General features: G+C 70.9%; 21 protein-coding genes and 1 pseudogene. 6 read left to right on the forward strand and 16 right to left on the reverse strand.

Annotation, left to right across the window (positions count from 1 at the left end; all coding sequences use genetic code 11):
- Nucleotides 1–133: 133 nt before the first annotated feature.
- From SY2F82_RS06800 to SY2F82_RS06830, 7 genes are all read right to left on the reverse strand, one after another.
- Nucleotides 134–1,156: a TIGR03842 family LLM class F420-dependent oxidoreductase gene (locus SY2F82_RS06800; protein WP_200418042.1), complete on the reverse strand. Its 1,023-nt coding sequence runs from the start codon at nt 1,154–1,156 to the stop codon at nt 134–136.
- A 12-nt stretch (nt 1,157–1,168) separates the two neighbouring features.
- Nucleotides 1,169–2,569: a dihydropyrimidinase gene (gene hydA / locus SY2F82_RS06805; RefSeq protein ID WP_200418043.1), complete on the reverse strand. Its 1,401-nt coding sequence runs from the start codon at nt 2,567–2,569 to the stop codon at nt 1,169–1,171.
- A 106-nt stretch (nt 2,570–2,675) separates the two neighbouring features.
- Complete coding sequence (locus tag SY2F82_RS06810) at nt 2,676–3,518, reverse strand: nitrilase-related carbon-nitrogen hydrolase (RefSeq protein WP_200418044.1); 843 nt, start codon at nt 3,516–3,518, stop codon at nt 2,676–2,678.
- Nucleotides 3,519–3,666: 148 nt separating this feature from the next.
- Complete coding sequence (locus SY2F82_RS06815; protein ID WP_200418045.1) at nt 3,667–5,229, reverse strand: PucR family transcriptional regulator; 1,563 nt, start codon at nt 5,227–5,229, stop codon at nt 3,667–3,669.
- Between the two features lie 196 nt (nt 5,230–5,425).
- A complete protein-coding gene (locus tag SY2F82_RS06820) occupies nt 5,426–6,709 on the reverse strand; it encodes an aspartate aminotransferase family protein (protein WP_200418046.1) in 1,284 nt (427 codons plus the stop codon).
- Complete coding sequence (locus tag SY2F82_RS06825) at nt 6,706–7,548, reverse strand: nitrilase-related carbon-nitrogen hydrolase (protein ID WP_200418047.1); 843 nt, start codon at nt 7,546–7,548, stop codon at nt 6,706–6,708. Before SY2F82_RS06825 ends, SY2F82_RS06820 begins: the two co-directional genes overlap by 4 nt.
- A 185-nt stretch (nt 7,549–7,733) precedes the next feature.
- On the reverse strand, nt 7,734–9,389 hold the full coding sequence (locus tag SY2F82_RS06830) for a hypothetical protein (protein WP_200418048.1): 1,656 nt from the start codon (nt 9,387–9,389) through the stop codon (nt 7,734–7,736).
- Nucleotides 9,390–9,789: 400 nt separating this feature from the next.
- On the opposite strand from SY2F82_RS06830, the gene SY2F82_RS06835 reads away from it, so the two are divergent.
- Entirely contained in the window at nt 9,790–12,399 is a 2,610-nt protein-coding gene (locus SY2F82_RS06835) for an ATP-dependent Clp protease ATP-binding subunit (RefSeq protein ID WP_200418049.1), read from the forward strand.
- 32 nt (nt 12,400–12,431) lie between these two features.
- On the opposite strand, the gene ggt is transcribed toward SY2F82_RS06835, so the two are convergent.
- A complete protein-coding gene (ggt, locus tag SY2F82_RS06840; protein WP_200418050.1) occupies nt 12,432–14,243 on the reverse strand; it encodes a gamma-glutamyltransferase in 1,812 nt (603 codons plus the stop codon).
- A 104-nt stretch (nt 14,244–14,347) separates the two neighbouring features.
- On the opposite strand from ggt, the gene SY2F82_RS06845 reads away from it, so the two are divergent.
- From SY2F82_RS06845 to SY2F82_RS06855, 3 genes are all read left to right on the forward strand, one after another.
- Nucleotides 14,348–15,097, forward strand: coding sequence for a hypothetical protein (locus SY2F82_RS06845; RefSeq protein ID WP_200418051.1), 750 nt, complete (start codon nt 14,348–14,350; stop codon nt 15,095–15,097).
- A 108-nt stretch (nt 15,098–15,205) separates the two neighbouring features.
- On the forward strand, nt 15,206–16,768 hold the full coding sequence (locus SY2F82_RS06850; protein ID WP_200418052.1) for a CocE/NonD family hydrolase: 1,563 nt from the start codon (nt 15,206–15,208) through the stop codon (nt 16,766–16,768).
- Between the two features lie 329 nt (nt 16,769–17,097).
- Nucleotides 17,098–17,253, forward strand: a complete 156-nt coding sequence (locus SY2F82_RS06855) for a DUF6131 family protein (RefSeq protein ID WP_200418053.1) — start codon at nt 17,098–17,100, stop codon at nt 17,251–17,253.
- Nucleotides 17,254–17,361: 108 nt separating this feature from the next.
- On the opposite strand, the gene SY2F82_RS06860 is transcribed toward SY2F82_RS06855, so the two are convergent.
- On the reverse strand, nt 17,362–18,138 hold the full coding sequence (locus tag SY2F82_RS06860; protein ID WP_200418054.1) for an HAD family phosphatase: 777 nt from the start codon (nt 18,136–18,138) through the stop codon (nt 17,362–17,364).
- Nucleotides 18,139–18,415: 277 nt separating this feature from the next.
- Nucleotides 18,416–19,285 (reverse strand): ScbA/BarX family gamma-butyrolactone biosynthesis protein, encoded by an 870-nt coding sequence (locus SY2F82_RS06865; RefSeq protein WP_236041238.1) that lies wholly within the window; start codon nt 19,283–19,285, stop codon nt 18,416–18,418.
- A 136-nt stretch (nt 19,286–19,421) separates the two neighbouring features.
- Here SY2F82_RS06865 and SY2F82_RS06870 point away from each other — a divergent pair, with 136 nt between their 5' ends.
- Nucleotides 19,422–20,063, forward strand: a complete 642-nt coding sequence (locus SY2F82_RS06870) for a ScbR family autoregulator-binding transcription factor (RefSeq protein WP_200418056.1) — start codon at nt 19,422–19,424, stop codon at nt 20,061–20,063.
- A 49-nt stretch (nt 20,064–20,112) separates the two neighbouring features.
- Here the strand turns inward: SY2F82_RS06870 and SY2F82_RS06875 are convergent, their stop codons facing one another.
- From SY2F82_RS06875 to SY2F82_RS06895, 5 genes are all read right to left on the reverse strand, one after another.
- On the reverse strand, nt 20,113–20,553 hold the full coding sequence (locus SY2F82_RS06875) for a DUF6278 family protein (RefSeq protein WP_200418057.1): 441 nt from the start codon (nt 20,551–20,553) through the stop codon (nt 20,113–20,115).
- 71 nt (nt 20,554–20,624) lie between these two features.
- Nucleotides 20,625–21,404: an exodeoxyribonuclease III gene (locus tag SY2F82_RS06880; protein WP_200418058.1), complete on the reverse strand. Its 780-nt coding sequence runs from the start codon at nt 21,402–21,404 to the stop codon at nt 20,625–20,627.
- A gap of 67 nt (nt 21,405–21,471) precedes the next feature.
- Complete coding sequence (locus SY2F82_RS06885; protein ID WP_200418059.1) at nt 21,472–22,107, reverse strand: MBL fold metallo-hydrolase; 636 nt, start codon at nt 22,105–22,107, stop codon at nt 21,472–21,474.
- Nucleotides 22,108–22,178: 71 nt separating this feature from the next.
- Nucleotides 22,179–23,477, reverse strand: coding sequence for a 4-carboxymuconolactone decarboxylase (gene pcaC, locus SY2F82_RS06890; protein WP_200418060.1), 1,299 nt, complete (start codon nt 23,475–23,477; stop codon nt 22,179–22,181).
- Between the two features lie 32 nt (nt 23,478–23,509).
- Complete coding sequence (locus SY2F82_RS06895) at nt 23,510–24,607, reverse strand: IS110 family transposase (protein ID WP_055495440.1); 1,098 nt, start codon at nt 24,605–24,607, stop codon at nt 23,510–23,512.
- Between the two features lie 508 nt (nt 24,608–25,115).
- Here SY2F82_RS06895 and SY2F82_RS39485 point away from each other — a divergent pair.
- Nucleotides 25,116–25,241: pseudogene (locus SY2F82_RS39485) on the forward strand (DUF6233 domain-containing protein); the annotation flags it as partial.
- Nucleotides 25,242–25,433: 192 nt separating this feature from the next.
- Here SY2F82_RS39485 and SY2F82_RS06900 read toward each other — a convergent pair.
- Nucleotides 25,434–26,669, reverse strand: coding sequence for a PP2C family protein-serine/threonine phosphatase (locus SY2F82_RS06900; RefSeq protein WP_200418061.1), 1,236 nt, complete (start codon nt 26,667–26,669; stop codon nt 25,434–25,436).
- Nucleotides 26,670–26,929 lie beyond the last annotated feature (260 nt).

Here is a 26,929-nt window from a genome sequence, read left to right on the forward strand (position 1 = left end):
GAGGCCGTGCGGGTGCGGCGCCGATGGGGGGTGCGCCCGGTGGACGGATCGACCGGAGCGTCCTGGGCCCCCTTCCCGGGAGAGCGGGAAGGGGACGAGCGGGGAGAGGAAGGGTCCGGGGACCCGGTGGGGATCAGCCGTTGACGGCCGGGATGACCTGGCTCCCGTACGCGTCGATGACGGCTTCCTGTGCGTCGTGCATGTCGTAGACGGCGAACTGGTCGACGCCCAGCTCGCGCAGTGCCTTCAGCTTCTCGATGTGCTTCTCGACCGGGCCGATGACGCAGAACCGGTCGACGATCTCGTCGGGCACGAACTGGGTGTCGGGGTTTCCGCTGCGCCCGTGGTGGGCGTAGTCGTAACTTTGGCGGGCCTTGATGTAGTCGGTGAGCTCCTCGGGGACGGCGGAGGAGTGCTCGCCGTACTTGGCGACGAGGTCGGCTACGTGGTTGCCGACCATGCCGCCGAACCAGCGGCACTGCTCACGGGCGTGCGCCAGCGCCTCGGGCGAGTCGTCCTCGGTGACGTAGGCGGGGGCGGCGACGCAGATCCTCACCTCGGACGGGTCGCGCCCGGCGGCAGCGGCCGCGTCCTTGACCGCCTTGACCATGTACTCGGTCAGATACAGGTCGGCCAGCTGGAGGATGAACCCGTCGGCCTCCTCTCCGGTCATCTTGAGGGCCTTGGGGCCGTACGCCGCCATCCACACGGGAAGCCTGGCGCCCGGCTTGATCCAGGGGAACTTGACGACGGTGCCGCCGCCGAGGTCGGCCTCCTCTCCGCTGCCCAGCGCCCGGATGACCTTCATGGCCTCGCTGATGCGGGCCAGGGTGTTGGGTTTGCGGCCCGCGACGCGCATCGCCGAGTCGCCGCGGCCGATGCCGCAGATCGTGCGGTTGCCGAACATGTCGTTGAGGGTGGCGAACGTGGAGGCGGTGACCTCCCAGGTGCGGGTGCCCGGGTTCGTCACCATCGGGCCGACCGTCAGCTTCTGCGTATGGGCCAGGATCTGGCTGTAGATCACGAACGGCTCCTGCCACAGCACGGCGGAGTCGAAGGTCCAGCCGTAGCGGAAGCCGTTGCGCTCGGCTCTCTTCATCAGGCTGACGACCCGCGAGGCCGGCGGGTCGGTCTGCAGGACGAGTCCGAAGTCCATGGGGCGCCACTCCTAGTTGAGGTACTGACAGGTGGAGCGGGGGGTGTAGACGCCGTGTCCCGCGCGTCCGGTGAACTCCCGCTCGGTGATGACGGGTTCGCCGCGTGAGAGGACGGTCTCGACCCGGCCGGTGGTGCGCTTGCCCTCGTACGCCGAGTAGTCGACGTTCATGTGGTGCGTCTCGGCGGACATGACCTGCTCGGCGTGCGGGTCGTAGATCACGACGTCGGCGTCCGCGCCGGGGGCGATGGTGCCCTTCTTCGGGTAGAGGCCGAACATCCGGGCGGGGGTGGCGCAGGCGATCTCGATCCAGCGGCGGCGTGAGATGTGCCCGTCGACGACGGCCTGGTGCAGCAGGTCCATGCGGTTCTCGACGCCCGGGAGGCCGTTGGGGATCTTCGAGAAGTCGCCCCTGCCCAGCTCCTTCTGGCCCACGAAGCAGAAGGGGCAGTGGTCGGTGGAAACCACCTGGAGGTCGTTGGTGCGCAGACCCTTCCACAAGGCCGCCTGGTGCTCCTTGGGCCGCAGCGGGGTCGAGCACACGTACTTCGCGCCCTCGAAGTCGGGCTCGGCGAGGTTGTCCGTGGACAGGAACAGGTACTGCGGGCAGGTCTCGCCGAAGACGTTCAGTCCCTCGTCCCGGGCGCGGGCCAGCTCGGCGACCGCCTCCATAGCCGAGACGTGCACCACGTACAGCGGGGCCCCGGCGACCTGGGCGAGCTTGATGGCGCGGTGGGTGGCCTCGGCCTCCAGCAGGGCCTTGCGGACCTCGCCGTGGTACCTCGGATCCGTCTCGCCGCGGGCCAGCGCCTGCTCCACCAGCACGTCGATCGCGATGCCGTTCTCGGCGTGCATCATGATCAGCCCGCCGTTCTCGGCGGAGCGCTGCATGGCGCGCAGGATCTGGCCGTCGTCCGAGTAGAACACTCCTGGATAGGCCATGAACTGCTTGAACGAGGTCACGCCCTCCTCGACCAGGAGATCCATCTCCTTGAGCGTCTCCTGGTTCACATCGGAGACGATCATGTGGAAGCCGTAGTCGACGGCGCAGTTGCCCTCGGCCTTGGCGTGCCAGGCGTCGAGCCCCTCGCGCAGCGAGTGGCCCACGCTCTGCACCGCGAAGTCGATGATCGTGGTCGTTCCGCCCCAGGCGGCGGCCCGGGTGCCGGTCTCGAAGGTGTCGGAGGCGAAGGTGCCGCCGAACGGCAACTCCATGTGGGTGTGGGCGTCGACACCGCCCGGGATCACGTACTTGCCGGTGGCGTCGATGGTCTGCTCGGCCGTGAAGGCCTCGGCGGCCGGGGTGCCGGACGCGGCGAGGGCGGCGATGCGGCCGTCCTCGATCAGGACGTCGGCGTGGATCTCGTCGGACGCGGTGATGACGAGGCCACCGCGGATGACGGTACGAGTCATGCTCACCCTCCGGGCGTTGACGGCGGTCGTGAAAAGTGCCGGTTGTCTGTGGCTTGTCGCGCAGTTCCCCGCGCCCCTGAAAGGGGCGCGGGGTACCTGCCCCCCTTTACGGCGCCGTCAGCGGGCCGTACGCGTCGGGACGGCGGTCCCGGTAGAACTGCCAGCGGTCGCGGACTTCGCGCAGCTTGGCCAGGTCCAGGTCGCGGACGACCAGTTCGGTCTCCTTGTCGCTGGCCACCTCGCCGACGAACTGGGCCTCCGGGTCCACGAAGTACGAGGTCCCGTAGAAGTCGTTGTCGCCGAGCTCCTCGGTACCGACCCGGTTGATCGCGCCGACGAAGTACTCGTTGGCGACGGCCGCCGCCGGCTGCTCCAGCTGCCACAGGTAGGCGGACAGACCCCGCGAGGTGGCCGACGGGTTGAAGACGATCTCGGCGCCCTCCAGACCCAGCGCGCGCCAGCCCTCCGGGAAGTGGCGGTCGTAGCAGATGTAGACGCCGATCCTGCCGACGGCGGTCTCGAAGACCGGCCAGCCGACGTTCCCGGGACGGAAGTAGAACTTCTCCCAGAAGCCCTTGACCTGCGGGATGTGGTGCTTGCGGTACTTGCCGAGGTACGAGCCGTCCGCATCGATCACCGCTGCGGTGTTGTACAGGACCCCGGGCTGCTCCTCCTCGTACATGGGCAGGACGAGGACGATGCCCAGCTCCTCGGCGAGGGCCTGGAAGCGCTTGACGATCGGGCCGTCCGGGATCCGCTCGGCGTACTCGTAGAACGCGGGGTCCTGGACCTGGCAGAAGTACGGCCCGTAGAACAGCTCCTGGAAGCACAGGACCTGGGCACCTTGCGCGGCCGCGTCGCGGGCCGCCTGCTCGTGGACCTGGATCATCGATTCCTTGTCGCCCGTCCAGGCGGTCTGGAAGACGGCTGCACGGATCACTCTGCTCATCGGGACCTCCGGTCGCTCGGTGTGCTGAGAGCGTAGGAAGCCTGCGGGCCGGGTTTGAGTTGCACCGTGTCACGTCTGCGGGCGTCCGGCGTTGCACCGTGTCATACCGGCCCGTGCACACCTGTTTCCCGCTCATTTCCATGGCGTCTCACTCTTGTTGGGCGTCGTGCGCGAGGAGCGCGATGTGTACCGAGGCAGCCTGTTCGAAGTCGTCGAGGTCGACCCCGAGGCGGCCCTGTATGGCCTCCAGCCTGCGGTAGAGGGCAGGTCGGCTGACGTGGTGGAGCTGGGCGGTGCGGGACTTGTTGCGGCCGGTGGCGAGGTAGGTGCGCAGCACCGGCAGCAACTCCTGTTCGGCGTCGCGCCCGCACAGCAGCCCGTCCAGCTCCCGCTCGGCGAAGGCCTGCACGTGCGGGTCGTCGCGCAGCAGCCGGATCAGGCCGCGCAGATGGACGTCCCTGAGGCGTACGACGGGCGGGAGGTCCTGCGCGGCGGAGTGGCCGGCCACGGCGTCCGCGACGTGCTGGGCCTCGCGCAGTCCGGCGGGCACGTCCTCCCAGGCGGTGCGCGGGTCGGCGGCGGCGATGGCCGTCCCGCGCAGCGCCGGGGACTCCGTGCGCAGCCGGGTGGCGAAGTGCGCGGTCAGCGCTTCCGCGTCCTGGTCGCGGGCGAGGCTGAGCAGTACGGCGGTGGCCCCGTCGGCCAGCTCGGCGGCGAGCCCGGGCAGGCCCAGCAGCCGCAGGACGCGATCGAGCTGTGCGGGATCGCCGTCGCGTACGACCAGGGGGACGAAGGTGCGGCGGTTGACGGGCAGCCCGGCCGCCCGCGCCCGGGGCAGCAGCCGGCCGGCCGGGACGGCCCCGGAGACCAGGTCGGTCAGCAGGCTCTGCGCGGACTGCTCCTCCCAGGTGTGCACGGAGCCGTGGAGCATCCGGTGCAGGACCAGGGCCTCGGCGGCGCGCTCGGCGAGCAGGCGCCCGATGGGGCTGTCCCCGCGGTAGCCGCACAGCACGATCCGGCCCCAGCGCTCGCCGCGCCCGCCCAGCTCGGCGCGGACCCAGCCGTCGCCCTCGCTGCCGCCCGCCTGCCGTGCGATGCGCTCCCAGTCGCGCAGCACGTCGTCGACCGCGGGCCGCTCCCCCGCCGTGGCGAGCACACGGTGGGCGAGGTTGGTGAGGACGACGGGGCAGCCCGCGTGCACGGCGATCTCGTCGAGCAGCCGCTGCAGCGGGGCCCCCGTGGTGATGAGCCCGGTCAGGGCCGTGCGGACGGACTCCGACAGGCTCACCGCCGCGAACTTGCGCCGCACGAGGCGGGACTGGACCTCCTCGGTCAGTTCGGCGAACGGGAAGGGCCGGTGCAGGACCACCATGGGCAGCCCGCAGCGCTCGGCGGCCCGGCGCATCACGTCCGGGGGCGCCGGGAAGGCCCGGCCGAGTCCGAGGACGACGGCCGCGGCCTCCGCGCGGTGCAGGGACCGGATGTACTCGGCCTGCTTCTCCACGTCACCGGCGAGCAGCACCCCCGTGGTGAGGACCATCTCGCCGCCGCTGAGCATCACCCCGACGTCGGGCGCCTCCGCGACGTGCACCCAGCGCACCGGCCGGTCCAGGTGCCCGGCGCCGGCCACCACCTCGGGCTCTCCGGCGAGCACCCGGTCCAGGGTGAGGACCTGGCGTACCGACAGGGCGGGTTCCAAGGCGGTGCGCATGGCGTCACTTCCCCTTTTTTGTGGCTCGCTTCGCCTCCGGGGCGCTGGATGCCGGTGTCGAGAGACCGACCGCGCTCAGCCCTTCGGGCCTCCGCGCTCCCCCGAGCTCTCGGCTTCGCTCGGGTTAGGGGAACCCCCATGCCCTCTCGACACCGGCGCGCCCCTTCGGCTCACTCGCCCGTTCACTTGCTGCCTGCTACTGGACATCCCTCAGGGCCTGCTCGAGGATCGCGGCGCCCTCCTCGGCCTCCGCCACGGTGAGCGAGAGCGGCGGGGCGATGCGCAGCACGCTGGTGTTGTGCCCGCCGCCCTTGCCGATCAGCAGTCCGCCGTCGCGGGCCGCCTCGAGCACGGCGGCCGCGGCGTCCGGGTCGGCCTCGTCGGTGCCGGGCCGCACCAGCTCGACGCCGATCATCAGGCCGCGCCCGCGCACCTCCCGTACGCCCGGAAGCTGGGCGCCGACCGCCCGCAGCCGCTCCATGAGCAGTCCGCCGACGCGCCGGGCGTTGCCCTGGAGGTCGTGCTCCAGCAGGTACGTCAGGTTGGCGAGCCCGGCCGCCATCGTGATCTGCGTGCCGCCGAAGGTCGAGATGCTGTTGGCGTCGAGGCAGTTCATGATCTCGGCGCGGGCGACGACGCCGCCGATGGACATGCCGTTGCCGATGCCCTTGGCGAAGGTGAGGATGTCCGGCGGACCGCTCCGGCCGTGCGCCTGCCAGCCCCAGAAGTTGTCACCGGTGCGGCCCCAGCCGGTCTGCACCTCGTCCGCGATCCACAGGATGCCGTGCTCCTGGAGCACGTCGCGGAAGGCCGCGTAGAGCCCGTCGGGCGGCGAGGTGAAGCCGCCGACGCCCTGGATCGGCTCGGCGATCAGCGCGGCGGGCGGGCGGGTGTGCCCGAGGAGGTCCCTCAGGTCCTCGACGCAGGCCGCGATGAAGTCGGCGTCGCTCAGGTGGGCGAACGGGCCGCGGGTGCGGACCCCGCCGTGGACGTAGAGCGTCTGGAGCGGGGAGAGGGAGGTCGGGGACCAGCCGCGGTTGCCGGTGATGCCGATCGCGCTGAACGAGCGGCCGTGGTAGCTGTTGCGCATCGCCAGGATCTGGTTGCTGCGCCGGTACGTCGTGGCGAGCAGCAGCGCGGTGTCGTTGGCCTCGGTGCCGGAGGTGGTGAAGAAGACGCGGGCGTCCGGGATGCCGCTCAGCCGGGCGATGCGCTCGGCGAGTTCGACCATCGGCCGGTTGAGGTAGAGCGTGGACGAGTGGATGATCCGCCCGGCCTGCTCGCTGACCGCCTTGGTCACCTCGGGCAGCGCGTGCACGGTCATCGTGGTCAGGATGCCGCCGAAGAAGTCCAGGTACTTCTTCCCGTCGGCGTCCCAGACGTGCCGGCCCTCGCCGTGGGTGATCTCCAGGGGGTCCTTGTAGTAGAGGGCCAGCCACTCGGGCAGGACGGCCTTGTGGCGGTCGTACAGGTCACTCACGGCTTCACCAGTCCTTCGTACGCGTCGGGGCGGCGGTCGCGGTAGAACGCCCACTGCTGCCGCACTTCTTCGATGAGGTCGAAGTCGAGGTCCCGCACGACGAGCTCCTCCTCCTTGTCGCTCGCGACCTCGCCCACAAACTGCCCACGGGGATCGACGAAGTAGCTCGTCCCGTAGAAGTCGTTGTCGCCGTACTCCTCACGGCCCACCCGGTTGATCGCGGCGACGAAGTACTCGTTGGCGACGGCCGCCGCGGGCTGCTCGAGCTGCCAGAGGTAGGAGGACAGTCCGCGGTGGGTGGCGGAGGGGTTGTAGACGAGTTGGGCGCCGTTCAGGCCGAGCTGCCGCCAGCCCTCCGGGAAGTGGCGGTCGTAGCAGATGTAGACGCCGACCTTGCCGACCGCGGTGTCGAAGACGGGCCAGCCGAGGTTGCCGGGTTTGAAGTAGTACTTCTCCCAGAAGCCCTTGACCTGGGGGATGTGGTGCTTGCGGTACTTGCCGAGGTAGGTGCCGTCGGCGTCGATCACGGCGGCGGTGTTGTAGTAGAAGCCGGACTGCTCGACCTCGAACACGGGGGCGACGATCACCATGCCGGTCTCGCGCGCGAGGGTCTGCATACGGCGCACCGTCGGCCCGTCCGGCACCGGCTCGGCCCAGCGGTAGTGCTCGGGCTCCTGGACCTGGCAGAAGTAGGGGGCGTTGAAGACTTCCTGGAAGCCGATGACCTTCGCGCCCTGCCGGGCCGCCTCACGGGCGTGCTCCACATGCTTGGCGATCATGGATTCGGTGTCACCGGTCCAGGTCGCCTGGACCAGTGCGGCGCGTACGACGTGGGCCATGGTGCCGCTCCTTTGCCTGATGGTCCGCGAGGGACGTCAGAGAGCCTCTACGCCCGTAGAGCGGGGCTGTAGAGGGTCGAACGTAAGCCTCCGCGGCGGCCTTGCCAAGCCCATCGTCGTGAACCCGCTGAGTCGATCACGTTTCGCACTCCTGCGGGTGAGTGGTCGCACGGAAGCCGGGCCGGTCAGGCGGTGAATCCGGCGACCCGCAGAGCGTGGACGAGGTCCCAGTGCCGCTCGGCGGAGACACCCCGGGCGGCCTCCAGCAGCAACGGTACGAGCAGCTGGGGCTCGGCGGCGACACTGCGGGCGGCCTCCTGAGGCGTACGCACGCGTACGTACGCGTCGAGGAGGGCGCCGACCTCGCGGTGCCGGCCGTCGGCGTGGAGCCCGAGGACGGCCTCGCCGATCTCCTTCGCGGGCCGTGCGACGCCCTGCCGCAGCATCTCCTCGCCGTCCGTGCCGCGGCCGGCCGCGGTGAGGGCGTCCGCGGCGGCGACGAGGCGGTCGGCGGGCAGCGAGGCGGCCTCCCACAGCAGGGTGGCCCAGTCGGCGCCGAGGCCCGCACGGTGCAGTTCGGCGGCCAGCAGGGGGTAGCGGTCGGCGGGCCAGTGGGCGGCCTCGACGAGCAGCGCGTGCGCCTCGCCGCTGCGGCCCTCGGCGCGCAGCCGGACGAGCGCGGCGACGGTGTCGGCGGTGAGCTGCCGGCCGGCCTCGTCGAGGGGCTGGGTACGCGACTGAGGGGCCTCGGGCGTCTCGGCGCCGGCGGCCCCGGCGAACCGGGCGCCACGGGGGACCCGACGCCCCGGCGCGGGGGCCGCCACGGGCGGAACGGCACCTGTGGGCGGCTCCTGCACGTCCATCATTCCGGCGAAACGGGCACTGCCGCGCGGGCGGCGTTTGGAGCGCTGTTCGGCGGGGGCGGCCGCGGGGGCGGGCCCGGACTCGCGGGTCACGGGTTCCCGGGACGGGCCGACCGGCCCCTCGGAACCGGGTCCGGGGGCGTCCTGGCCCCGGACCCGGCGCCAGACGGAAGCGTCGTCGGCCGGTCCCGTGTCCGGGGTCTCCGAGCCGCCGTGCGGCCGTCCGGACGCCGGGTTCGGGCGGCCGCCGCGAGGCCGTTCGGACGGCGCGTCCGGGGCCTGCGGCCACCCCTCGCCGCGCGCCCGGGCCACCTCCGCCGGCCGGCTCTCCGCGTGGCCGCCCGGCGGGGCCGCTGTTCCCCCGCCGGCCGTCTCCTCGGACGCGCGGGCCTCCGTGGATGCTTCCCCCAGGCGGAACACGTCCCCCGCCCGGGCCGCCCCGGAAGATCGCGCACCCTGTGCGGGCAGGGCGCGGTGATCGAGGGCCTCCATCCGGCGACGCAGCTCCGCACAGCGGGCCGCGGCGCGGTCGTGGTCGTCCCGCGCCCAGGCCAGGTCGATCCGGAGCGACGCGGCCTCCTCCCGGGTGGCGGCGGACCCCAGCCTGCGCGTGAGGGCCGCCCTGCGCTCCGCCGCGAAGCGCTTCTCCCGCAGCATCATGTCCAGCCGGTCACCGAGCGCCTTCCGGGCGCCCGGCCGGGCGTCGTACGCGGCGAGTGAGGCACCGTGCAGCGCCCGCGCCCGCTCGGCCTCCGGCGCCGCGACCGCGGGCCCGTATGCGGCGGCGAGGTCCTGCAGCAGCGCCTCCACCACGTCCCAGGGCGGCACCTCCCGGCCCTCCAGGCAGGCCCGCATGCCGTCGGGGTCGCGCTGCCAGAAGACTCCGCACCAGCCGCCGCCCTGGTCGAGCCGCGCCAGCAGCCCGTTCAGGTAGCTCGCGTACTCCCGCACGGCTCCCGGGAGTTGATCCACCGCCATCGCCCAGCTCCCGCCCCGAGTGGAGTCCTCCGGTCCGGTAGAAAACACCAGTCGTGTTACGGAAGGGCTACAGGCGGTTTTCAGAGGGGACGCAGTGCGCTCCGCGGGGACCTTCGGACCCTGTGCGCGCCCCGCCGCGCCGACGCCGCACCCGAGGGTCGGCCACTCGCCCGCCCGAGGGCGTCCGTCCTGCTGAACATGCCCTGGAACAACGATCGTGCGATGGTGTTCTAAGCGTCAGGGCACGCACCGCACGTGCACGCACGCAGCGCAGACGGGAGCGCACGCAGCGCAGGTGCGCGCACGCACCACAGGTGCAAACGCACGCACCGCAGGTGTAACTCGGACAACCCCGGGCACCCGCGACGGACCGGCATGTACATCAGCGGAACGGAAGGCCATGACCAGCGGATTCACGGGTCCGCAGGGCTACGGCTCGGACCCCTTCGCAGAGTTCTTCGCACGTATCTTCGGTGGGCAGCGTCCCGGTCCCCGGCAGATCGACCTGGGGCGGCTCCTGAGCGAGCCGGCCCGTCAACTGGTCGCCGGTGCCGCGCGCTACGCCGCCGAGCACGGCAGTCGCGACCTGGACACCCAGCATCTGCTGCGCGCCGCGCTCGCCACCGAACCGACCCGGAGTCTGCTCAGCCGCGCCGGGGCGGACCCCGACTCGCTGGCCTCTGAGATCGACGAACGCTCCGGCCCGGTCCAGCAGAGTTCGGGCGACGCGCCGCCGCCCACCTCGCTCTCCCTGACGCCCGCCGTCAAGCGCGCCCTGCTGGACGCCCACGAACTGGCCCGGGCCAGCGGCACCGGCTACATCGGCCCCGAGCACGTGCTCAGCGCGCTCGCCGCGAACCCCGACTCGGCCGCCGGGCACATCCTCCACTCCCACCGCTTCACCCCCTCTCCCCTGCCCCCGGAGGCAGGGGACCACGTGGCGCAGCGCCCGGAACGGCCGCGCCCCACGTCGACGCCGACCCTGGACAAGTACGGTCGCGATCTCACCGACCTCGCGCGGCAGGGCCGTATCGACCCGGTGATCGGGCGGGAGGAGGAGATCGAGCAGACCATCGAGGTGCTCTCCCGCCGCGGCAAGAACAACCCGGTGCTCATCGGTGACGCGGGCGTCGGCAAGACCGCCATCGTCGAAGGGCTCGCGCAGCGCATCGCCGACGGCGACGTGCCCGACGTCCTGCTCAGCCGCCGGGTCATCTCCCTGGACCTGACCGGCGTGGTGGCCGGCACCCGCTACCGGGGCGACTTCGAGGAGCGGCTGAACAACATCGTCGGCGAGATCCGCGCGCACTCGGAAGAGCTGATCGTCTTCATCGACGAGCTGCACACCGTGGTCGGCGCCGGTGGCGGCGGTGCGGAGGGCGGCTCCATGGACGCGGGCAACATCCTCAAGCCCGCCCTGGCCCGCGGCGAACTGCACGTGGTGGGCGCCACCACGCTGGAGGAGTACCGCCGGATCGAGAAGGACGCGGCGCTGGCGCGCCGGTTCCAGCCGATCCTGGTGCCCGAGCCGTCCGTGCAGGACGCCATCGAGATCCTGCGCGGGCTGCGCGACCGCTACGAGGCCCACCACCAGGTCCGCTACACCGACGAGGCGCTGGTCGCCGCCGTGGAGCTGTCCGACCGCTATCTCACCGACCGGCACCTGCCGGACAAGGCGATCGACCTGATCGACCAGGCGGGCGCCCGGGTGCGGCTGCGGGCCAAGACCAAGGGCACGGACGTACGGGCCCTGGAACGGGAGGTCGAGCGGCTGACCCGGGACAAGGACCAGGCGGTGGCCGACGAACAGTACGAGCAGGCCACGCGGCTGCGCGACCGCATCGTCGAGCTGAAGCAGCGGATCGAGGAGGCGAGCGGCGAGTCCGAGGCCGACGAGGGGCAGCACCTGGAGGTCACCACGGAGGCCATTGCCGAGGTGGTGTCCCGGCAGACCGGCATCCCGGTGAGCCGGCTCACCGAGGAGGAGAAGGAACGGCTGCTCGGCCTCGAGGAGCACCTGCACCAGCGGGTCGTCGGGCAGGACGAGGCGGTCGCCGTGGTCGCCGACGCGGTGCTGCGCTCGCGGGCCGGGCTGTCCAGTCCCGACCGGCCGATCGGCAGCTTCCTGTTCCTCGGCCCCACCGGTGTCGGCAAGACGGAGCTGGCGCGGGCGCTCGCGGAGGCGCTGTTCGGCAGCGAGGAGCGCATGGTCCGGCTCGACATGAGCGAGTACCAGGAGCGGCACACCGTCAGCCGGCTGGTGGGCGCCCCGCCCGGGTACGTGGGCCACGAGGAGGCCGGGCAGCTCACCGAGGTCGTACGGCGCCACCCGTACTCGCTGCTGCTGCTCGACGAGGTGGAGAAGGCTCACCCGGACGTCTTCAACATCCTGCTGCAGGTCCTCGACGACGGGCGGCTGACCGACTCCCAGGGCCGGACCGTGGATTTCACGAACACGGTCATCGTGATGACGAGCAACCTGGGTTCGGAGGCGATCACCCGGCGCGGCGCGGGCATCGGGTTCGGTGCGGGCGGTACCGAGGCGGACGAGGACGCGCGGCGGGAGCAGATCCTGCGCCCGCTGCGCCAGCACTTCAGGCCGGAGTTCCTCAACCGCATCGACGAGATCGTCGTCTTCCGCCAGCTGACGCCCGAGCAACTGCGGCAGATCACCGACCTGCTGCTGGACAAGACGCGGCGGCAACTGCGCGCCCAGGACATCGACGTGGCGTTCAGCGAGCGGGCCGTGCAGTGGCTGGCGCAGCGCGGCTACCAGCCGGAGTACGGCGCACGCCCGCTGCGCCGCACGATCCAGCGGGAGCTGGACAACCGGCTCTCCCGTCTGCTCCTGGACGGCCGGATCGAACGCGGCAGCCGGGTCGAGGTCGACGTGGAGGACGACCGACTCGCCTTCCACCCGCGACCGCGGGCCTCGGCGCGGGCCTCCGCCGACGGGGATCCGGGCGGCGGTGCGGCCCGCGCCCCGGAAGGCGGGACCGCACTCTGGTGAGGGTGAACCTCGGGTGAACCTCCCGGCGGCCGTCAGGGCTCCGGGGTCACCACCATCGCCGAGCCGCCGCCGCGTCGCACCTTCTCGGCGGCGGCCAGCCACTTGCCCCCGGGCAGGCGCTGCACGCCCGTCGCCGCGCCGATCTCGGGGTTCAGCGTGAAGGAGTGCCCGATGGCCTCCAGTTGGGCACGCAGAGAGCTGTTGTAGAGGGCGGGTTCGAGTTCCGTCTTCGCCGCGTTGCGCTGGCTGGCGCGCGGCGCGGCGATCGCGTCGACCAGCGGCAGGTGCCGGTCCAGGAACTCGGTGAGGGTCTGCAGCACGGTCGTGATGATGGTCGCGCCGCCGGGCGAACCGAGCGCGACGACCGGGCGGCCCTGCTTGTCGAGCACGATGGTCGGGGAGATCGAGGAGCGCGGACGCTTGCCCGGGCCCGGCAGGTTCGGGTCGTGCACGGCCGGGTTGGCGGGCGTGAAGGAGAAGTCCGTGAGCTCGTTGTTGAGCAGGAAGCCGCGGTGCGGGACGGTGATGCCGCTGCCGCCGGTCTGCTCGATGGTGAGGGTGTAGGAGACGACGTTGCCCCACTTGTCGGCGACCGTGAGGTGCGTGGTGTTCTCGCCCTCGTACGTCGTCGGGGCCGCCGTACCGCCGGTCGTGCAGGGCGCCGGGTGGCGCGGGTCTCCCGGCGCGAGCGGGCTGGTGAGCACCGCGTCGTCCTTGATCAGGCATGCGCGAGAGTCGGCGTACTTCTGCGACAGCAGGTCCTTGGTCGGCACGTCCTCGAAGGCGGGGTCGCCGACCCAGCGACCGCGGTCGGCGAACGCGATACGGCTGGCCTCGATGAAGTGGTGCAGGTACTGCACCTCGCTCGCCTTCGAAAGGTCCGTCCTCTGAAGGATGTTGAGTGCCTCGCCGACGGTCGTGCCGCCGGAGGACGAGGGCGCGATGGAGTAGACGTCCAGGCCGCGGTAGGACGTCTTCGTGGGCGCCTGGAGCTTGGCGCCGTAGGCCGCGAGGTCCTTCTCGGACAGCTTGCCCGGGCGGGCGTTCCAGCCCGAGGCCGGGTCCACCGGGGGCTTGTCGACCGTGGCGACGATGTCCTTGCCGAGGTCGCCGTGGTAGATCGCGCCTATGCCCTTGCGGCCCAGCTCCTCGTAGGTGCGGGCGAGGTCGGGGTTCTTGAAGGTGGAGCCCACGACGGGGAGTCGGCCGCCCGGCAGGAACAGCTCGGCGGTGTCCGGGAAGTACCGGAAGCGGGTCTCGTTGGACGCCGTCTGGGAGCGGAAGGTGTCGTCGACGGTGAAGCCGTCGCGGGCGATCCGCTCGGCCGGCTTCAGCACCGTATCCAGCCGCTTGGTGCCCCACTCGTCCAGCGCCTTCTGCCAGGTGGCGGGCGTGCCGGGGGTGCCGACGCTCAGACCGCTGCTGACGGCGTCGGCGAAGGCGAGCGGCTTGCCGTTCTCCACGAACAGGTTGGAGTCGGCGGTCAGCGGTGCCGTCTCACGACCGTCGATGGTGTGCACCGTGCGGGACTTGGCGTCGTAGTAGACGAAGTAGCCGCCTCCGCCGACGCCCGCGGAGTACGGCTCGGTGACGCCGAGCGCGGCGGCGGTGGCGACGGCCGCGTCGACCGCGTTGCCGCCCTTCTTGAGGACCTCGATGCCGGCGGCGGACGCGTCGGCGTCCACACTGGCCACGGCTCCGCCATAGCCCACGGCCACGGGCACTTTCGCCGGGGTCGATTTCTCCGGCGCCGTGGCGGCGTGCGGTGGTGCTGCCGCTCCCACCGACACCAGGGCGGCCGAGACCGCCGAGACCGCCAGTTTCCGCGCGACAGGGCGACGCATTCGTACCTCCAGTGGCGTGCGTCCACGCAGGGTAACCACATTGCCATGGCCCCGTCAGCACCGCCTCGACCAGTGGTCCGAATGGGGGACTAACATGCGCGGCCATGAACGACGACGTGCGCAACATCGTCCTCGGGGTGATAGCCGCCGGTATCAGCGCCTCGCTCGGCTGGCTCGCCCGTACGTACCTGTGGAGGCGCAAGCTGCGGCGCAAGCAGGCGTTCTTCGGGCTGCCGGACCACTCCGAGTCGCTGCTGGTGGTCAACCGCGCGGCAGGTGGACCAGAGCTGTCGGTGAAGCGCTACGACGTGTTCGCCCTGCTCGAACTCTCCGCTCTGATCAAGGACTGCCACGCGCGCGCCCAGGTCTTGGCGCACGACGCCACTCAGCAGGGCTTCGGCGAACGGACGGAGTTCTGCGTCGGCGGCCCCTACTCCAACCGCCGGATGGCGGCCCACCTTTCGTCACTGCTACCGGGTGTGCGGGTCAACACGGACCCCGAACCGGCGGCGGAACGGGGCACGTTCAGGATCGGCGGGGAGCACTACCGCATGGAGCGCGGCCGCAGCGAGTACGTCCTGCTCGCCCGGCTCACCGCGGACGGGCAGGAGGACTCCCGCCCGGTGTTCCTCTTCTGCGGTCAGCGGGCCGTCGACAACCAGGCCGCCACCCGCTATCTCGCCCGTCACCACGAGCGGCTGCACCGCAAGTACGGCACCGGATCCTTCGTGCTGCTGCTGAGGGTGGTCAATTCCCAGGCGTACGGCCCGGATGTGGTCGAGCTGGTCGCGGACGTGACGCGGGCGGCACGGACGCCGCTGCCCGAGCCGGCCTCGGCCGACACGACCGCTTAGCCGTTCAACAAACGTTACTGGTACGTAACTTACCGACGGGTTACTTGCGGTAAGGGCGCGCGGTTACCGTCGGGTCACTTTGCACTGACACGAGTGAAGGAGTGACCCATGGGACACGGTCGCACCCGTCTGCGCACCGCCGCCGCAGGAGCCTTGTCGGCGGCGCTGGTCGCCGGCACCGTCGTCGGCCTCGCGCCCGCCGCCCAGGCCGGCAGCGTCCGCTTCGTCGACATCTCCGGCGACGGCGGCACCGTACTGAAGGCGAACGTCGTCACGCCGGCCGGCGCCGACGGCTCGCGCCGCTACCCGCTCATCGTGCTGCCCACGAGCTGGGGCCTGCCGCAGGTGGAGTACCTGACGCAGGCCCAGAAGCTCGCGGACACCGGCTATGTGGTGCTCACCTACAACGTGCGCGGCTTCTGGCAGTCCGGCGGACAGATAGAAGTGGCCGGTCCGCCGGACATAGCGGACGCCTCCAAGGTCATCGACTGGGCCCTCGCGCACACCCCGGCCGATCCGGCGCACATCGGCATGGCCGGGGTGTCGTACGGCGCCGGGATCAGCCTGCTGGCCGCCGCGCACGACAAGCGCATCAAGGCGGTGGCGGCCCTCAGCGGCTGGGCGGATCTCATCGACTCGATCTACTCGGGCCGCACCCAGCATGTGCAGGCGGCGGCCGTCCTGGACGGCGCGGCCACACTCACCGGCCGGGAGAGCCCCGAACTGCGCGAGATCTTCGACAATCTGTACTCCTCGAACCTGTCGAAGGAGCAGCAGATGATCGACTGGGGGCGGAAACGTTCCCCCGCGACCTATGTCGACCAGCTGAACAAGAACGGCGCGGCCGTCATGCTCGCCAACGCCTGGGGCGACACGGTCTTCCCGGTCAACCAGTACGCCGACTTCTACGAGAAGCTGACCGTGCCCAAGCGGCTCGAACTACGCCCCGGCGACCACGCGACCGCCGAACTGACCGGCCTGTTCGGGCTGCCCAACGACGTCTGGACGGACACCGAACGCTGGCTGGACCACTATCTCAAGGGCGTCGACAACGGCATCGACCGTGAGCAGCCGGTCCAGTTGGAGTCCCGTAGCGCGGGGGGATACGAGGGCTACCCGGACTGGAAGTCGATCGCCGCGACCCGCCGGAAGATCGCGCTCGCCGGCTCCACCACCATCCACGCCAACGTCGACTCCGGCGCCGACGGCGGGATCGTCTTCCTCTCCAGCATCCTCGACCAGGTGGGCCGGCTCCCGCCGGTCGCGTCGATCCCGCTGCTTCCGCGCCGCTGGGCCGCCGTGTGGCGGTCCGAGAAGTACACCAGCGCCCAGCACGTGCGCGGCACGGCGAAGCTGCACACCACGCTCACGCCCACCAAGGAGAGCGGAACCCTCGTCGCCTACCTGTACGACGTGGGCCCGCTCGGCCTCGGCAAGCTGGTCAGCAACGCGCCGTACACCTGGCACGGGCGAACGCCCGGCACGCCGTTCGGCGTCGACCTGGAGCTGTTCTCCACGGCCTACGACGTCCCGGCCGGGCACCGCCTCGCGCTGGTCGTCGACACGGTCGACCCGCTGTACATCGAGCACAACCCGTCCGGCGCACAGCTGACCTTCTCCTCGCCCGCGAACGACCCGTCCTACGTGTCGATTCCGCTGCGCGAGCAGTGATCTTCGGCTGCCGCCTTCCGGGCCCGGCCCTCTGAGCTGCTGCTCCCCTTCCCCTCGCGGTCGACGGACCGCGAGGGGATCCCCACGGCCGCCAACACCACGGGGATGAACGGCACATCGTAGTCGAGACCCGGGCCGGCGCATCCGGCAGGCATCAGAGTGGCACCCGGTGCCGGTCCACACCGTCACCGGTGTCGAACAGCCGGTCACCGCGACGAGGTGGCCCCCGCCGCGTTTGGCGCCCGGAGGGCCGGGAACTCCGGAATTAGGATTTATCGGGCGTAACTCAATGGGTCACGTCCCGACGGCAGCCAGCGTCGGGAGGCGTCATGGTCATCCTGGGGATCATTCTCCTCATCATCGGATTCGTCGCGCACATCGCCATCCTCTGGACGATCGGGATCATCCTCGTCGTCATCGGAGCCGTGCTGTGGCTGCTCGGCTCTCTCGGGCACGCGGTCTTCGGGCGAAGGCACTATTGGTAGCGCCGGTGTGTTGTCGGGGCGCCGCCACCACCGGTGGCATGCGGCAGGCCCCGCCGTCCGCACGGACGGCGGGGCCGCGTCGTCCGCACGGACGGCGGGGCCGCGTCGTCAGGGAGCGGCCCTGGTGCCGGACTGGGTCGGGCCGCCCTGCCGGGGAATCCTCGGCCGGGGTGCGACGGTCCGCGTGGGGTCGGCCGCCTCCCGCAGGACCTCCGACCGACCGCGCGCCCAGGCCAGCAGTCCCGGGTCCTCCAGCGTGTCCACCCACAGGTCGGCCAGGGCCACGGCCTCCCCGCCGGGCCTCCGCCCCACTCCGACGGCCCGCAGGCCCGCCGCGCCGGCGGCCCTCAGTCCGTTGACCGAGTCCTCGACGGCCAGGGCTCTGCCGCACTCCACGCCCAGGCGCCGCGCGGCCTCGGCGTAGGTGTCGGGGTGCGGTTTGGGGCGTACGCCCTCGCCCGGTACGACGATGTGCCGGAAGTGGTGCCGCAGTCCCACGGACTCCAGGGAGAACTCCACCACGTCTGCGGGGCAGTTGCTGGCCACGGCCAGCGGTAACGCCCGGCTCAGGTGCGTCACCAGGGCCCGCGCCCCGGGCATCGGCACGGGATCCCCGGCGACGAGAGCGCGGAACGCCGCCAGGAGTTGCCGGGTCATCTCCTCGGCTCTGTCGGGTCTGCCGACGAGGCGGGCCATGAGGGCGCCGCACTCGGTGTAGTGCAGGCCCTTGCTGCGGTGCGTGAACTCCGCGTCGGGTACGACGCCGTGGCCGCGCAGGACCGTCTCGCGCGCTTGCTGCCAGTGCCGTTCGGAGTCCACCAGGGTGCCGTCGCAATCGAAGACGACGGCCGCTGGAGTCCAGTCGAAAATACGATGGGTTGTCATGTGTGTGCCGTTCTTGGCGCAGGACGGAACGGCCGGAAGGCGGCACGATCCGCCGGTGGGAATGCCGGTGTGCGCCTGCTGCGCTTTCTTCGCTTTGGGAAAGCGTCGAGAAAGCGGGACACCGCAGGCCGAGATGACTGGTTCACGCATGCATGGGTCACACATCGCGGTCTGCGGTGGTCCTGACCACATCCGGAACCAGAAACATAATGAACGCTACGCTCTTTGGAGCAGTCGTGAAGATTTGCCACCGCAATACCCACGTGTGGGTGACGCCTCATCGATAACGCAGCACACCCTCGGCCGTACGCTCACCGCCCTGCCGAATACAGAAGAAGCCGGTACGGCCGTACGGGAAGCAGTGAATGACCGCGGGCGGGGCGTGTTCGGTGAACTTCAGGGCCGTCATACGACCGGAAACCGGGCGGAGCAGAAGTCCTCCGCTGTGCAGGGCGATGGCCTGTCGCGCCGCCTCCAGCAGGGCCATCCCGGGCACATGGTCGGTGCCGTGGTCGAAATAGTAGGGGTGGCGTGGATCGGCCGGGTCCACCAGGATGTCGCCCTCCTGACGGGAGATGAGGACGTCGGCCCTCGACTCGAGCCCGAGGACGGCCGGTTGCGGCCGGGGGCGCCCGCTCGGCGCCGGGGCCGCCGTAGCGGACTCGGAGCGGATTTCCGCGTACCGCCGGCGGCCGAGAATCCGTGCCCCGCCCGCCGCGTGTGCGAACGTGCGACCTCCGGCGAGGAATTCCGCCCGCATGCGCAGCGCCGTCAGCCCCTTCCCGCTGCGGCCGGTACGGAGGTCACCGACCGACACCCGGCAGGTGACCTCGCTGGCGCCGTGCGGTGCCGTGGGTTCCGCGGTCGTGTCGAGCCGGAAGGAGACGTCGTCGATCAGGAAGCGCGCCGTGACCGGCACGCCGAAGTGGCGCAGCGGAACGCAGATGCCGAGCTGGCGCAGGGTCTCGACGAGCATCCAGGGGCTGTGCCGGTCGTCACGACCGCGGGGGAACGTGGGGTGCGAGCGTGTCCACGCGGCGGCGGCGCAGAAGGTGAGCGGCCCGCATGAGCGGACGTCGGTCAGCAGCACCTCGGCCACCGAGATCCGGTGCACCGCCTCGCGTTCGACGGTCCTGGACCAGCTCAAGGACGAACAACAGAAGCGGGAATCCATGAAAAAAGCTAATAAGACTATTGCTGCTTTCGCATGCGCGGCTCTCCTGACTTTCCGGCGGGACGGCTACATTCCTCCTCGCGACCCATCGACGGACAGGGGCAACGGCGTGCAGGATCGGGCGGAAGAAACCCGCAAAGCCGTATTACTGGCCGCGGCTCACCTGTTCTTCGAACGTGGGTACGTGGCGACCAGTATCAGTGACATCAGCGAACGGTCCGGCCGCACCAGCGGAGCCATCTACTTCCACTACACCAACAAGGAACAACTCGCCCTTGCCGTGGTGAAGGCACACTTCGCGACCTGGCCGGCCATGATCGCGCGCCATGAGGCCGCCGCGGAACCAGCCCTGGAGAAGCTCGTCGGCCTCAGCTTCGCGGTCGCGCGGGCCTTCCGTGACGACGTCCTCGTCCGCGCGGGCGCCCGGCTGTGGGCCGAGCGGAAGTCCATCGACGTCGAGATGCCTCCGCCCTTCGTGGACTGGATCGCCACGGTCGAGCGGATGCTCACCCAGGCACGCGCCGACGGGGACCTCGCGCCCGGGGCGGATCCCAGCCGCGACGCCCCCACCCTGGTCGCCGCGTTCTTCGGGCTGCACACGCTCTCCGACGCCCTCGACGACCGCCTGCTGATCGAGGACCGCCTGAGAGACCTGTGGCTGCTGCTCCTTCCGGGCCTCCAGGCCGAGCCCGCGCCACGGACGCTGCTGGCCACGGTGGGCGCCCAGGCGGCCGCCGACGTCTCCGGTTAGGGCCTGCCCTTCGGATCAGGTCGGCCGCAAGGAGCAGTTCCTTTCCGCCCTAGAGCTCCGCCACCTCGGCATACACCTGGGACAGCTCTGGGGCGCCCGTGGATGCCCAGGTGTGGCCGTCGGTGACCACGTCGATCTCGCGGCCCGAGGCCAGCCGGACGACGGGGTGGCCGTTGGGCCAGATCTCCCACGCGGCACCGGGGACCGTGCGCACGATGACCGTGCCCAGGTAGAGCCCCGCGTCGTTCCCGAGCCAGGGCAGGACCTCCTCGTCGTCGCGCCAGCGTGGCAGGAGCTGGTCGAGCGCCTCCAACGAGGCGGTGGAGTCGTCGAGTTCGACGCCCGCCTGCTCGGCGTGGGAACGCAGCAGCTCGCATTCGGACAGGAGTCCGGTGACAGCGTCCGCGTCGGCGTCACCGTCGGAGAACACCGCGACGCCCAAGGCGGGACCGCGTTTCTTGCGCCAGTTGCCCAGGAAGGAGATGTTCATACGCCCAGCGTGACACCGGCGCGCTCCGAGACACCACAGGCGCGCAGAGGCCGCCGTCACGCCCCTGGCGGCTACGGCTCCAGGTCCACCACCACCGGCGCGTGGTCCGAGGCGCCCTTGCCCTTGCGCTCCTCGCGGTCCACATAGGCGTCCTTGACCGCCTTCGCGAACGGCTTGTTGCCGTACACCAGGTCGATGCGCATACCGCGGTTCTTGGGGAAGCACAGCTGGCGGTAGTCCCAGTACGTGAACGGGTGCTCGTACTTCAGCGGGCGCGGCACCACGTCCTCCAGGCCCGCCTCGCGCAGGGAGGCCAGGGCCGCGCGCTCGGCCGGGGTGACATGGGTCGAGCCCTCGAAGGCCGCGATGTCGTAGACGTCGTCGTCCGTCGGCGCCACGTTGTAGTCGCCGAGCACCGCGAACGGGCGGCTGCCCGCGGCGTCGCCCGCGACGGCCGCCTTCAGCGCCTCGAACCACTGCAGCTTGTACGCGTAGTGCGGGTGGTCCACCTCGCGGCCGTTCGGCACGTACACCGACCAGACCCGGACCGGGCCGCAGGTCGCGGAGACGGCACGGGGCTCCTCGACGCCGTCGTAGCCGGGGTCGCCGGGCAGGCCCTTGACCACGTCCTCCAGGCCGACGCGGGAGAGCACCGCGACGCCGTTCCACCGGCCGTCCGCATGGACCGCAGCCTCGTAGCCCAGCTCGCGCAGCTGGTCGTACGGGAACTGCTCCTCGGCGATCTTGGCTTCCTGGAGGCAGAGCACGTCCGTGCCGCTGCTCTCCAGCCAGGCCAGGAGCCTCGGGAGGCGGGCGGTGATCGAGTTCACGTTCCAGGTCGCGATGCGCATGCCTCACAACCTACCCGGCGGGTACGACAACCGGCCCCCGCCCTGTCTCCCGAGGCTTCCGCCCGCCTCAGACCTCCGCCGACGCGCCCGGCGTCAGCCTCAGGTGCTCGGCTCCGCCCAGGGCGCCGATCTGGTTGTCGTAGATCGGACGGGCCAGGTCGGTCAGGAGCGCGTCGTGGATGTCGTACGCGCGCTGCGGCTTGACCTCACGGACGTACTCGATCACCTCGGCGATCTTGTTCCAGGGCGCCATCACCGGGAGCATCAGCGTCTCGACGGGGTGGTCGGGGACGGTGAGGGCGTCGCCGGGGTGGAAGACCTGGCCGCCGTCGATCAGATAGCCGACGTTCGTGATGCGCGGGATGTCCGGGTGGATCACGGCGTGCAGTTCGCCGTGCACCTGGACGTCGAAGCCCGCGGCGGTGAAGGTGTCACCGTGGCCGACGGTGTGCACACGGCCCGGGAAGGCCGCCGAGATCTGCTCGGCGACCGACTTCAGGGTCCAGATCTCGGCGCCCGGGTTGGCCTCCATGCCGGCCCGCAGCCGGTCCTCGTTGAAGTGGTCGAGGTGCTCGTGCGTGACCAGGATGGCGTCCGCGCCGACCGCGGCGTCCTCCTCGCTGAACGTCCCGGGGTCGATGACGAGCGTCCGCCCGTCCTTCTCGAGACGGATGCAGGCGTGCGACTTCTTCGTGAGCTTCATGGTTCCATCCTGCCCTCGCCCCCGAGGGCGTGGGTCTGCGAAGGATGGTGTTCCTGGTACCCGGCTGGTGATCACTCCTGCGGGGTCGTCTCCTCCTGGATGACCTGCTGCGCCACCTTGAAGGCACTGTTCGCGGCCGGTACGCCGCAGTAGACCGCGGCCTGGAGCAGCACTTCCCCGATCTCGGCGGGGGTCAGGCCGTTGCGCAGGGCCGCCCGGGTGTGCGCGGCGAGCTCGTCCAGGTGGCCGCCCGCGACCAGCGCGGTGAGGGTGACACAGCTGCGGGTGCGCCGGTCGAGGCCGGGCCGGTTCCAGATCTCGCCCCACGCGTAGCGGGTGAGGAACTCCTGGAAGTCGCCGGAGAAGTCGTCCGCCGAGGCCAGGGCCCGGTCGACGTGCGCGTCGCCGAGCACCTCGCGGCGGATCTTGATCCCGGTGTCGTACGGATCGGGCCGGGCCGAGGGCTGGGGCGGGGCCGCGGCCGGGGCGATCTCGGCCACGGGGGCCACCGGCGGCGGCGCGACCGGCACCGGCTTCACCGGGGGCGTCGCGATCGCCGCCATCTGACCGGTGGTCGCGTCGAAGGCGGGCTGCCACGCGGTCACGAAGTGGTGGACGAGCAGGTCGGTGACCGCCGCGGGCTGTTCCACGGGCACCAGGTGGGAGGCGCCGGGGACGACCGCGAGCCGGGCGTCCGGGATCCCGGCGACCAGGGTGCGCGCCTCGGCGGGTCCGGTGACCTGGTCCTCGGATCCGACGAGGACGAGGGTGGGCACGCCGATACGGCCGAGCTCGGCGCGTACGTCGAAGGCGGCGAGCGCCTCGCAGGACGCGATGTAGCAGCCGGGGTCGGTGGTGCGGACCATCTGCACGGCCCACTCGGTGATCGCGGGCTGCGCTGCGGCGAACCCTCCGGTGAACCAGCGCTCCGGGGACGTGCGGGCGATCGGGTCGAGTCCGTTCGTCCGCACGATCACACCGCGCTGGCGGAACTCGTCCGCCGTGCCGAAACGGGGCGAGGCGGCGATCAGCACGAGCGAGGCGAGGCGCTCGGGGTGGCGCAGGGCCAGTTCGATGCCCACGGCGCCGCCGAGGGCGCAGCCCGCGTAGCCGAAGCGCTGCACACCCAGCGCGTCCAGGGTGGCGAGCAGGCGGGTGGTGAGGTCGGCGACGGAACCCGCCGGGTGGGCGGGTGCGCCGCCGTGACCGGGCAGGTCGAAGCGGAAGACGCGCCACTGCTTGGCGAGCTCCGGAACCTGCCGGTCCCACATGTGCCATGTGGTACCCAGTGAGGGACCCAAGATCAGGACCGGAGCGTCTTCTGGCCCGTCAAAGCGGTATTGCAGGGTGTTCGGGGGTGTCTCACTCACGCCCCAGACCCTCTCACGTCTCACGGACGCCCCTATAACGGGGGATCGATGGATACCGCTCTGACCAGGTTGAAGACCTCTCGGGCGGCATATCGCTTGAGGCATCGGATGATCTCGCGTCGGGTCTTGCCTTCCTGGGTGCGGCGTTCGTAGTACGCCTGGGTGCGGGGGTCGTGGCGCAGCCGGGTGAACACGATGCGGTGCAGGGCCGCGTTCGCCCGGCGGTCGCCGCCGTGGTTGAGCCGGCGCGTGCTCCGCCGGCCGGAGGAGTACTCGATGGGGCTGACTCCGCAAAGGGCAGCAAAGGACGCCTCAGTGTTCAGTCGCTCGGGATTGTCTCCCATGGTGATCAGGAGAGTGACGGCGCTGTCCGGGCCGATGCCCACTGGCGCGAGCAGTTGCGGGGCGTGGCGTTCGACGAGCCGGGTCAGGCGCTGGTTCAGCTCGTCGATCTGAGCGGTGAGCTGCTCGATGCGCTCGGCGAGCATGCGCAACGTCAGGTGGGTGGCTTGGGTCACCGCGTCCTCGTCTTCCCCACCGTCGGGTGGGCCGAGGCGTGCGCAGGTGCGGAACAGCTCGCGGTTGCCCAGGCTGGACAGTCGTTCCCGCAGGGCGGGATCGGCGATGACCAGGACGGCCTTGAGCTGGTTGATCGCCTGGGTACGGGCCTTGACCGCGGAGTCCTTGGCGAGCTTGAAGATCCGGGCGCTGTGCACCGGACCGTCGCCGGACTTGGCCCGGGCCCGGGTGCGGCCACTGAACACGGCCCGCGCGGCGGCCTGCGCGTCGAGCGAATCCGACTTCCCCAGCAGCCGGCGGGCCGAGCGGTCGGGGCGGTTCACTTCGTACACCTCGACCTGCTGCGCTAGCAGGTAGCGGGACAGGCCCGCGCCGAAGGTGCCGGTGCCCTCCACACCGGCCCGACGCACCGTCCCCCGCTTGCGGGCCCAGACGAGCAGCCGGCGGTAGCCGGCCGCCGTCGCCGGAAAGGACTCGGTACCCAGAACCTTCCCCAGCGAGGACACCACGGCGGCGACATGGACCTCGCCGTGCGTGTCCACGCCCAGGACGACCTCACCCCGAACAGGAGGATCCGCGCTGGAGGAGGTGCTGTGCTGTCTGGTCGTCATGGTGTTTGGCCTCCCGCGTGGTGACCTGCTGGGCGGATGGCACCGGCCCGCTCGGGCGGTCTGAACCGTGATGGCGCCTGGAACTCGGCAAGGCCCCTATTGGGACACGCCCTGTGGCTCGGTGACAGCAGAAGCCAGCCCGCAACGACGGTCGACAAGCCTGTGACTGGACACTTCGGTCAAAGATCTCAAGAGTCAGACCCCCGTCCGGGACGGCATCGCGCAACCGTCCCATCGATCCCGGCGTATCGGCACCTACCGACCACAGCCGGATGGCTTCGCCCGAACCAATGCCCAACCTGGCCGGAGCAGGCTGAGAATGAGTTGACTCCCCGCCCACTCGCGACCGGCAATGACGGACAGCCTGTGACCCGCCTTACTGGTCGCCCTCCATCAGCCATCGCACGAACGGCTTCGAGCCCTCATTCTGGTGCACGGTTGTCCGCAAGTCATGGAGCGGGCTGCCAAAGAGACGGCCTAGCAACTCGGCAAGAGCACCGGCGAGTGCTGGGCGGCGGCCAAGAGCGGCCGGTGTCGGCCGGTCAGTCGGGAACAGGCGCTGGATGCCCAGCGGCAGAACGTGGCGCCGTGCATCCACTGCGGACCGGATACGGAACTCGGCCTACTCGAGTAACGGGGAACCAGCAGCACCGCACGAAGGGGCGCCCGCGTGGAAGGCATGGCGCATGTGGGCGCTGCCGGACCCGATGCTCGCGGCCCCCGTCTCCGACCCGGCGCCGCCCGATGGGTGGGCCGCCGAGGAGAAGTGGGACGGTTCTCCAGACACCTCGTGATGTCTCATTCGCGTTGGCACCGTTCAGCTAGGTCACGACTGGTCCTTCGTGCGTGCGGCTGAGGCTTGCCCGGTGTCTGCGCCGGTGCTGACGTGCCGCTGGGTCTCCTGGGGGCCGTGCCAGTCCAGGCAGACGGCGGTGGCATCGTCTCCGAGCCGGCCGTCGGCGGCGTCCCGGACCGCGGACGTCAGCGACAGTGCGGTCTCCCTCGGGTGCAAATTCCGGGTGCGCGCCAGCAGGGCGGGCAGGTCGACCTTCTCTCCGTGACGTTCGAGCATGCCGTCGGTGAACATGAGCAGACGGTCACCGGGCCGCAGGTCGAGGTCCTGCACACGGTACGGGTGGGGAGTCAGCTCAGACAGCCCGAAGGGATGGTCCACCTCGCAGGTGATCGTCTCCACAGCCCCGTCGCGCATGCGCAGCGGCCAGGGATGACCGGCGTTGACGAATTGGGCCCGCCCGGTATGGAGATTGATGCGCAGGAGCTGCCCGGTGGCATGACCGTGGCCGTGTTCGATCAGTGCCTGGTCTGCCCGGTGGGCCTGTTCGCCCAGGCCAGTGCCCGCACGGCGGGCACCGCGCAGGGCGCCCACCAGGACCGTGGCGGCCAGGGCGGAATCCATGTCGTGGCCCATGGGATCGGTCACCGACACGTGCAAGGTGTCGCGGTCCACGGTGTAGTCGAAGGTGTCGCCGCTGAGGTCCTCGGAGGGCTCCAGGTTCCCGCACAGGGTGAACTGTGCGGCCTCGCACGACAGCGACAGGGGCAGCAGCTGGTACTGGATTTCAGCTGCCAGGGTGGCCGGCTTGGAGCGTTTGCCCCAGGTGTAGAGATCGGTGAAGCGGCCGTTGGCGATCACGATGTAGGCCAGGATGTGGGCGGCTTCCCCGACTGCGTCGAGCACGTCCTCGCCAGGGCCGGTCGGCAGGAGCAGTTCCAGCAGCCCGATCGCATCCCCGCGGTTGGTGACGGGCACGATCACCCGCTGTCCCTCGCCGGTCGCGTCCTGATACAGGCGCTGGGTACGGATCACCTCCTCGTAGACGCTGCCGAACAGGGGAATCCGCTCGGCCTGCCGCCCACCCTGAGTGGGAGCGGTGGACAGCCGAGCCACCGCCTTCCCCGTCAGGTCCACGATGAGGAAAGAGACCTTCGTGGCCTCGAAACGCCGCCGCAGGTCCTCCGCGATCACGTCGACGGCGTCCGCCGGCGCCGCTGTCTCCGCTGCCGTCAGCAATCGGGTGAGCCCACTCTGTCGACCACTCACGACCGCAGTCCCTTCCACAGCCCCCCACCAGCTTGGTAATCGCCGCAGTGAGCGTCAATCCGTGAACAATCACGCTCCGGCATTCGCCCGCGGACGCGGCCGCCACGGCTGCTCTGTACAAAAGCGGCTCGACGGGCCCATGTCTTAGGAGACACGCCAGAGTCTGGATAACGATGGCTGGAGAGCGCTGCTCTCTCTGGATGCCGGGCGTTTGGTGTTGCGCTCGCGCAGGGACAGGAACCTCGCACCCTCCTTCCCCG

The sequence above is a fragment of the Streptomyces sp. Y2F8-2 genome (assembly GCF_014905555.1).
Lineage (GTDB): Bacteria > Actinomycetota > Actinomycetes > Streptomycetales > Streptomycetaceae > Streptomyces > Streptomyces cynarae.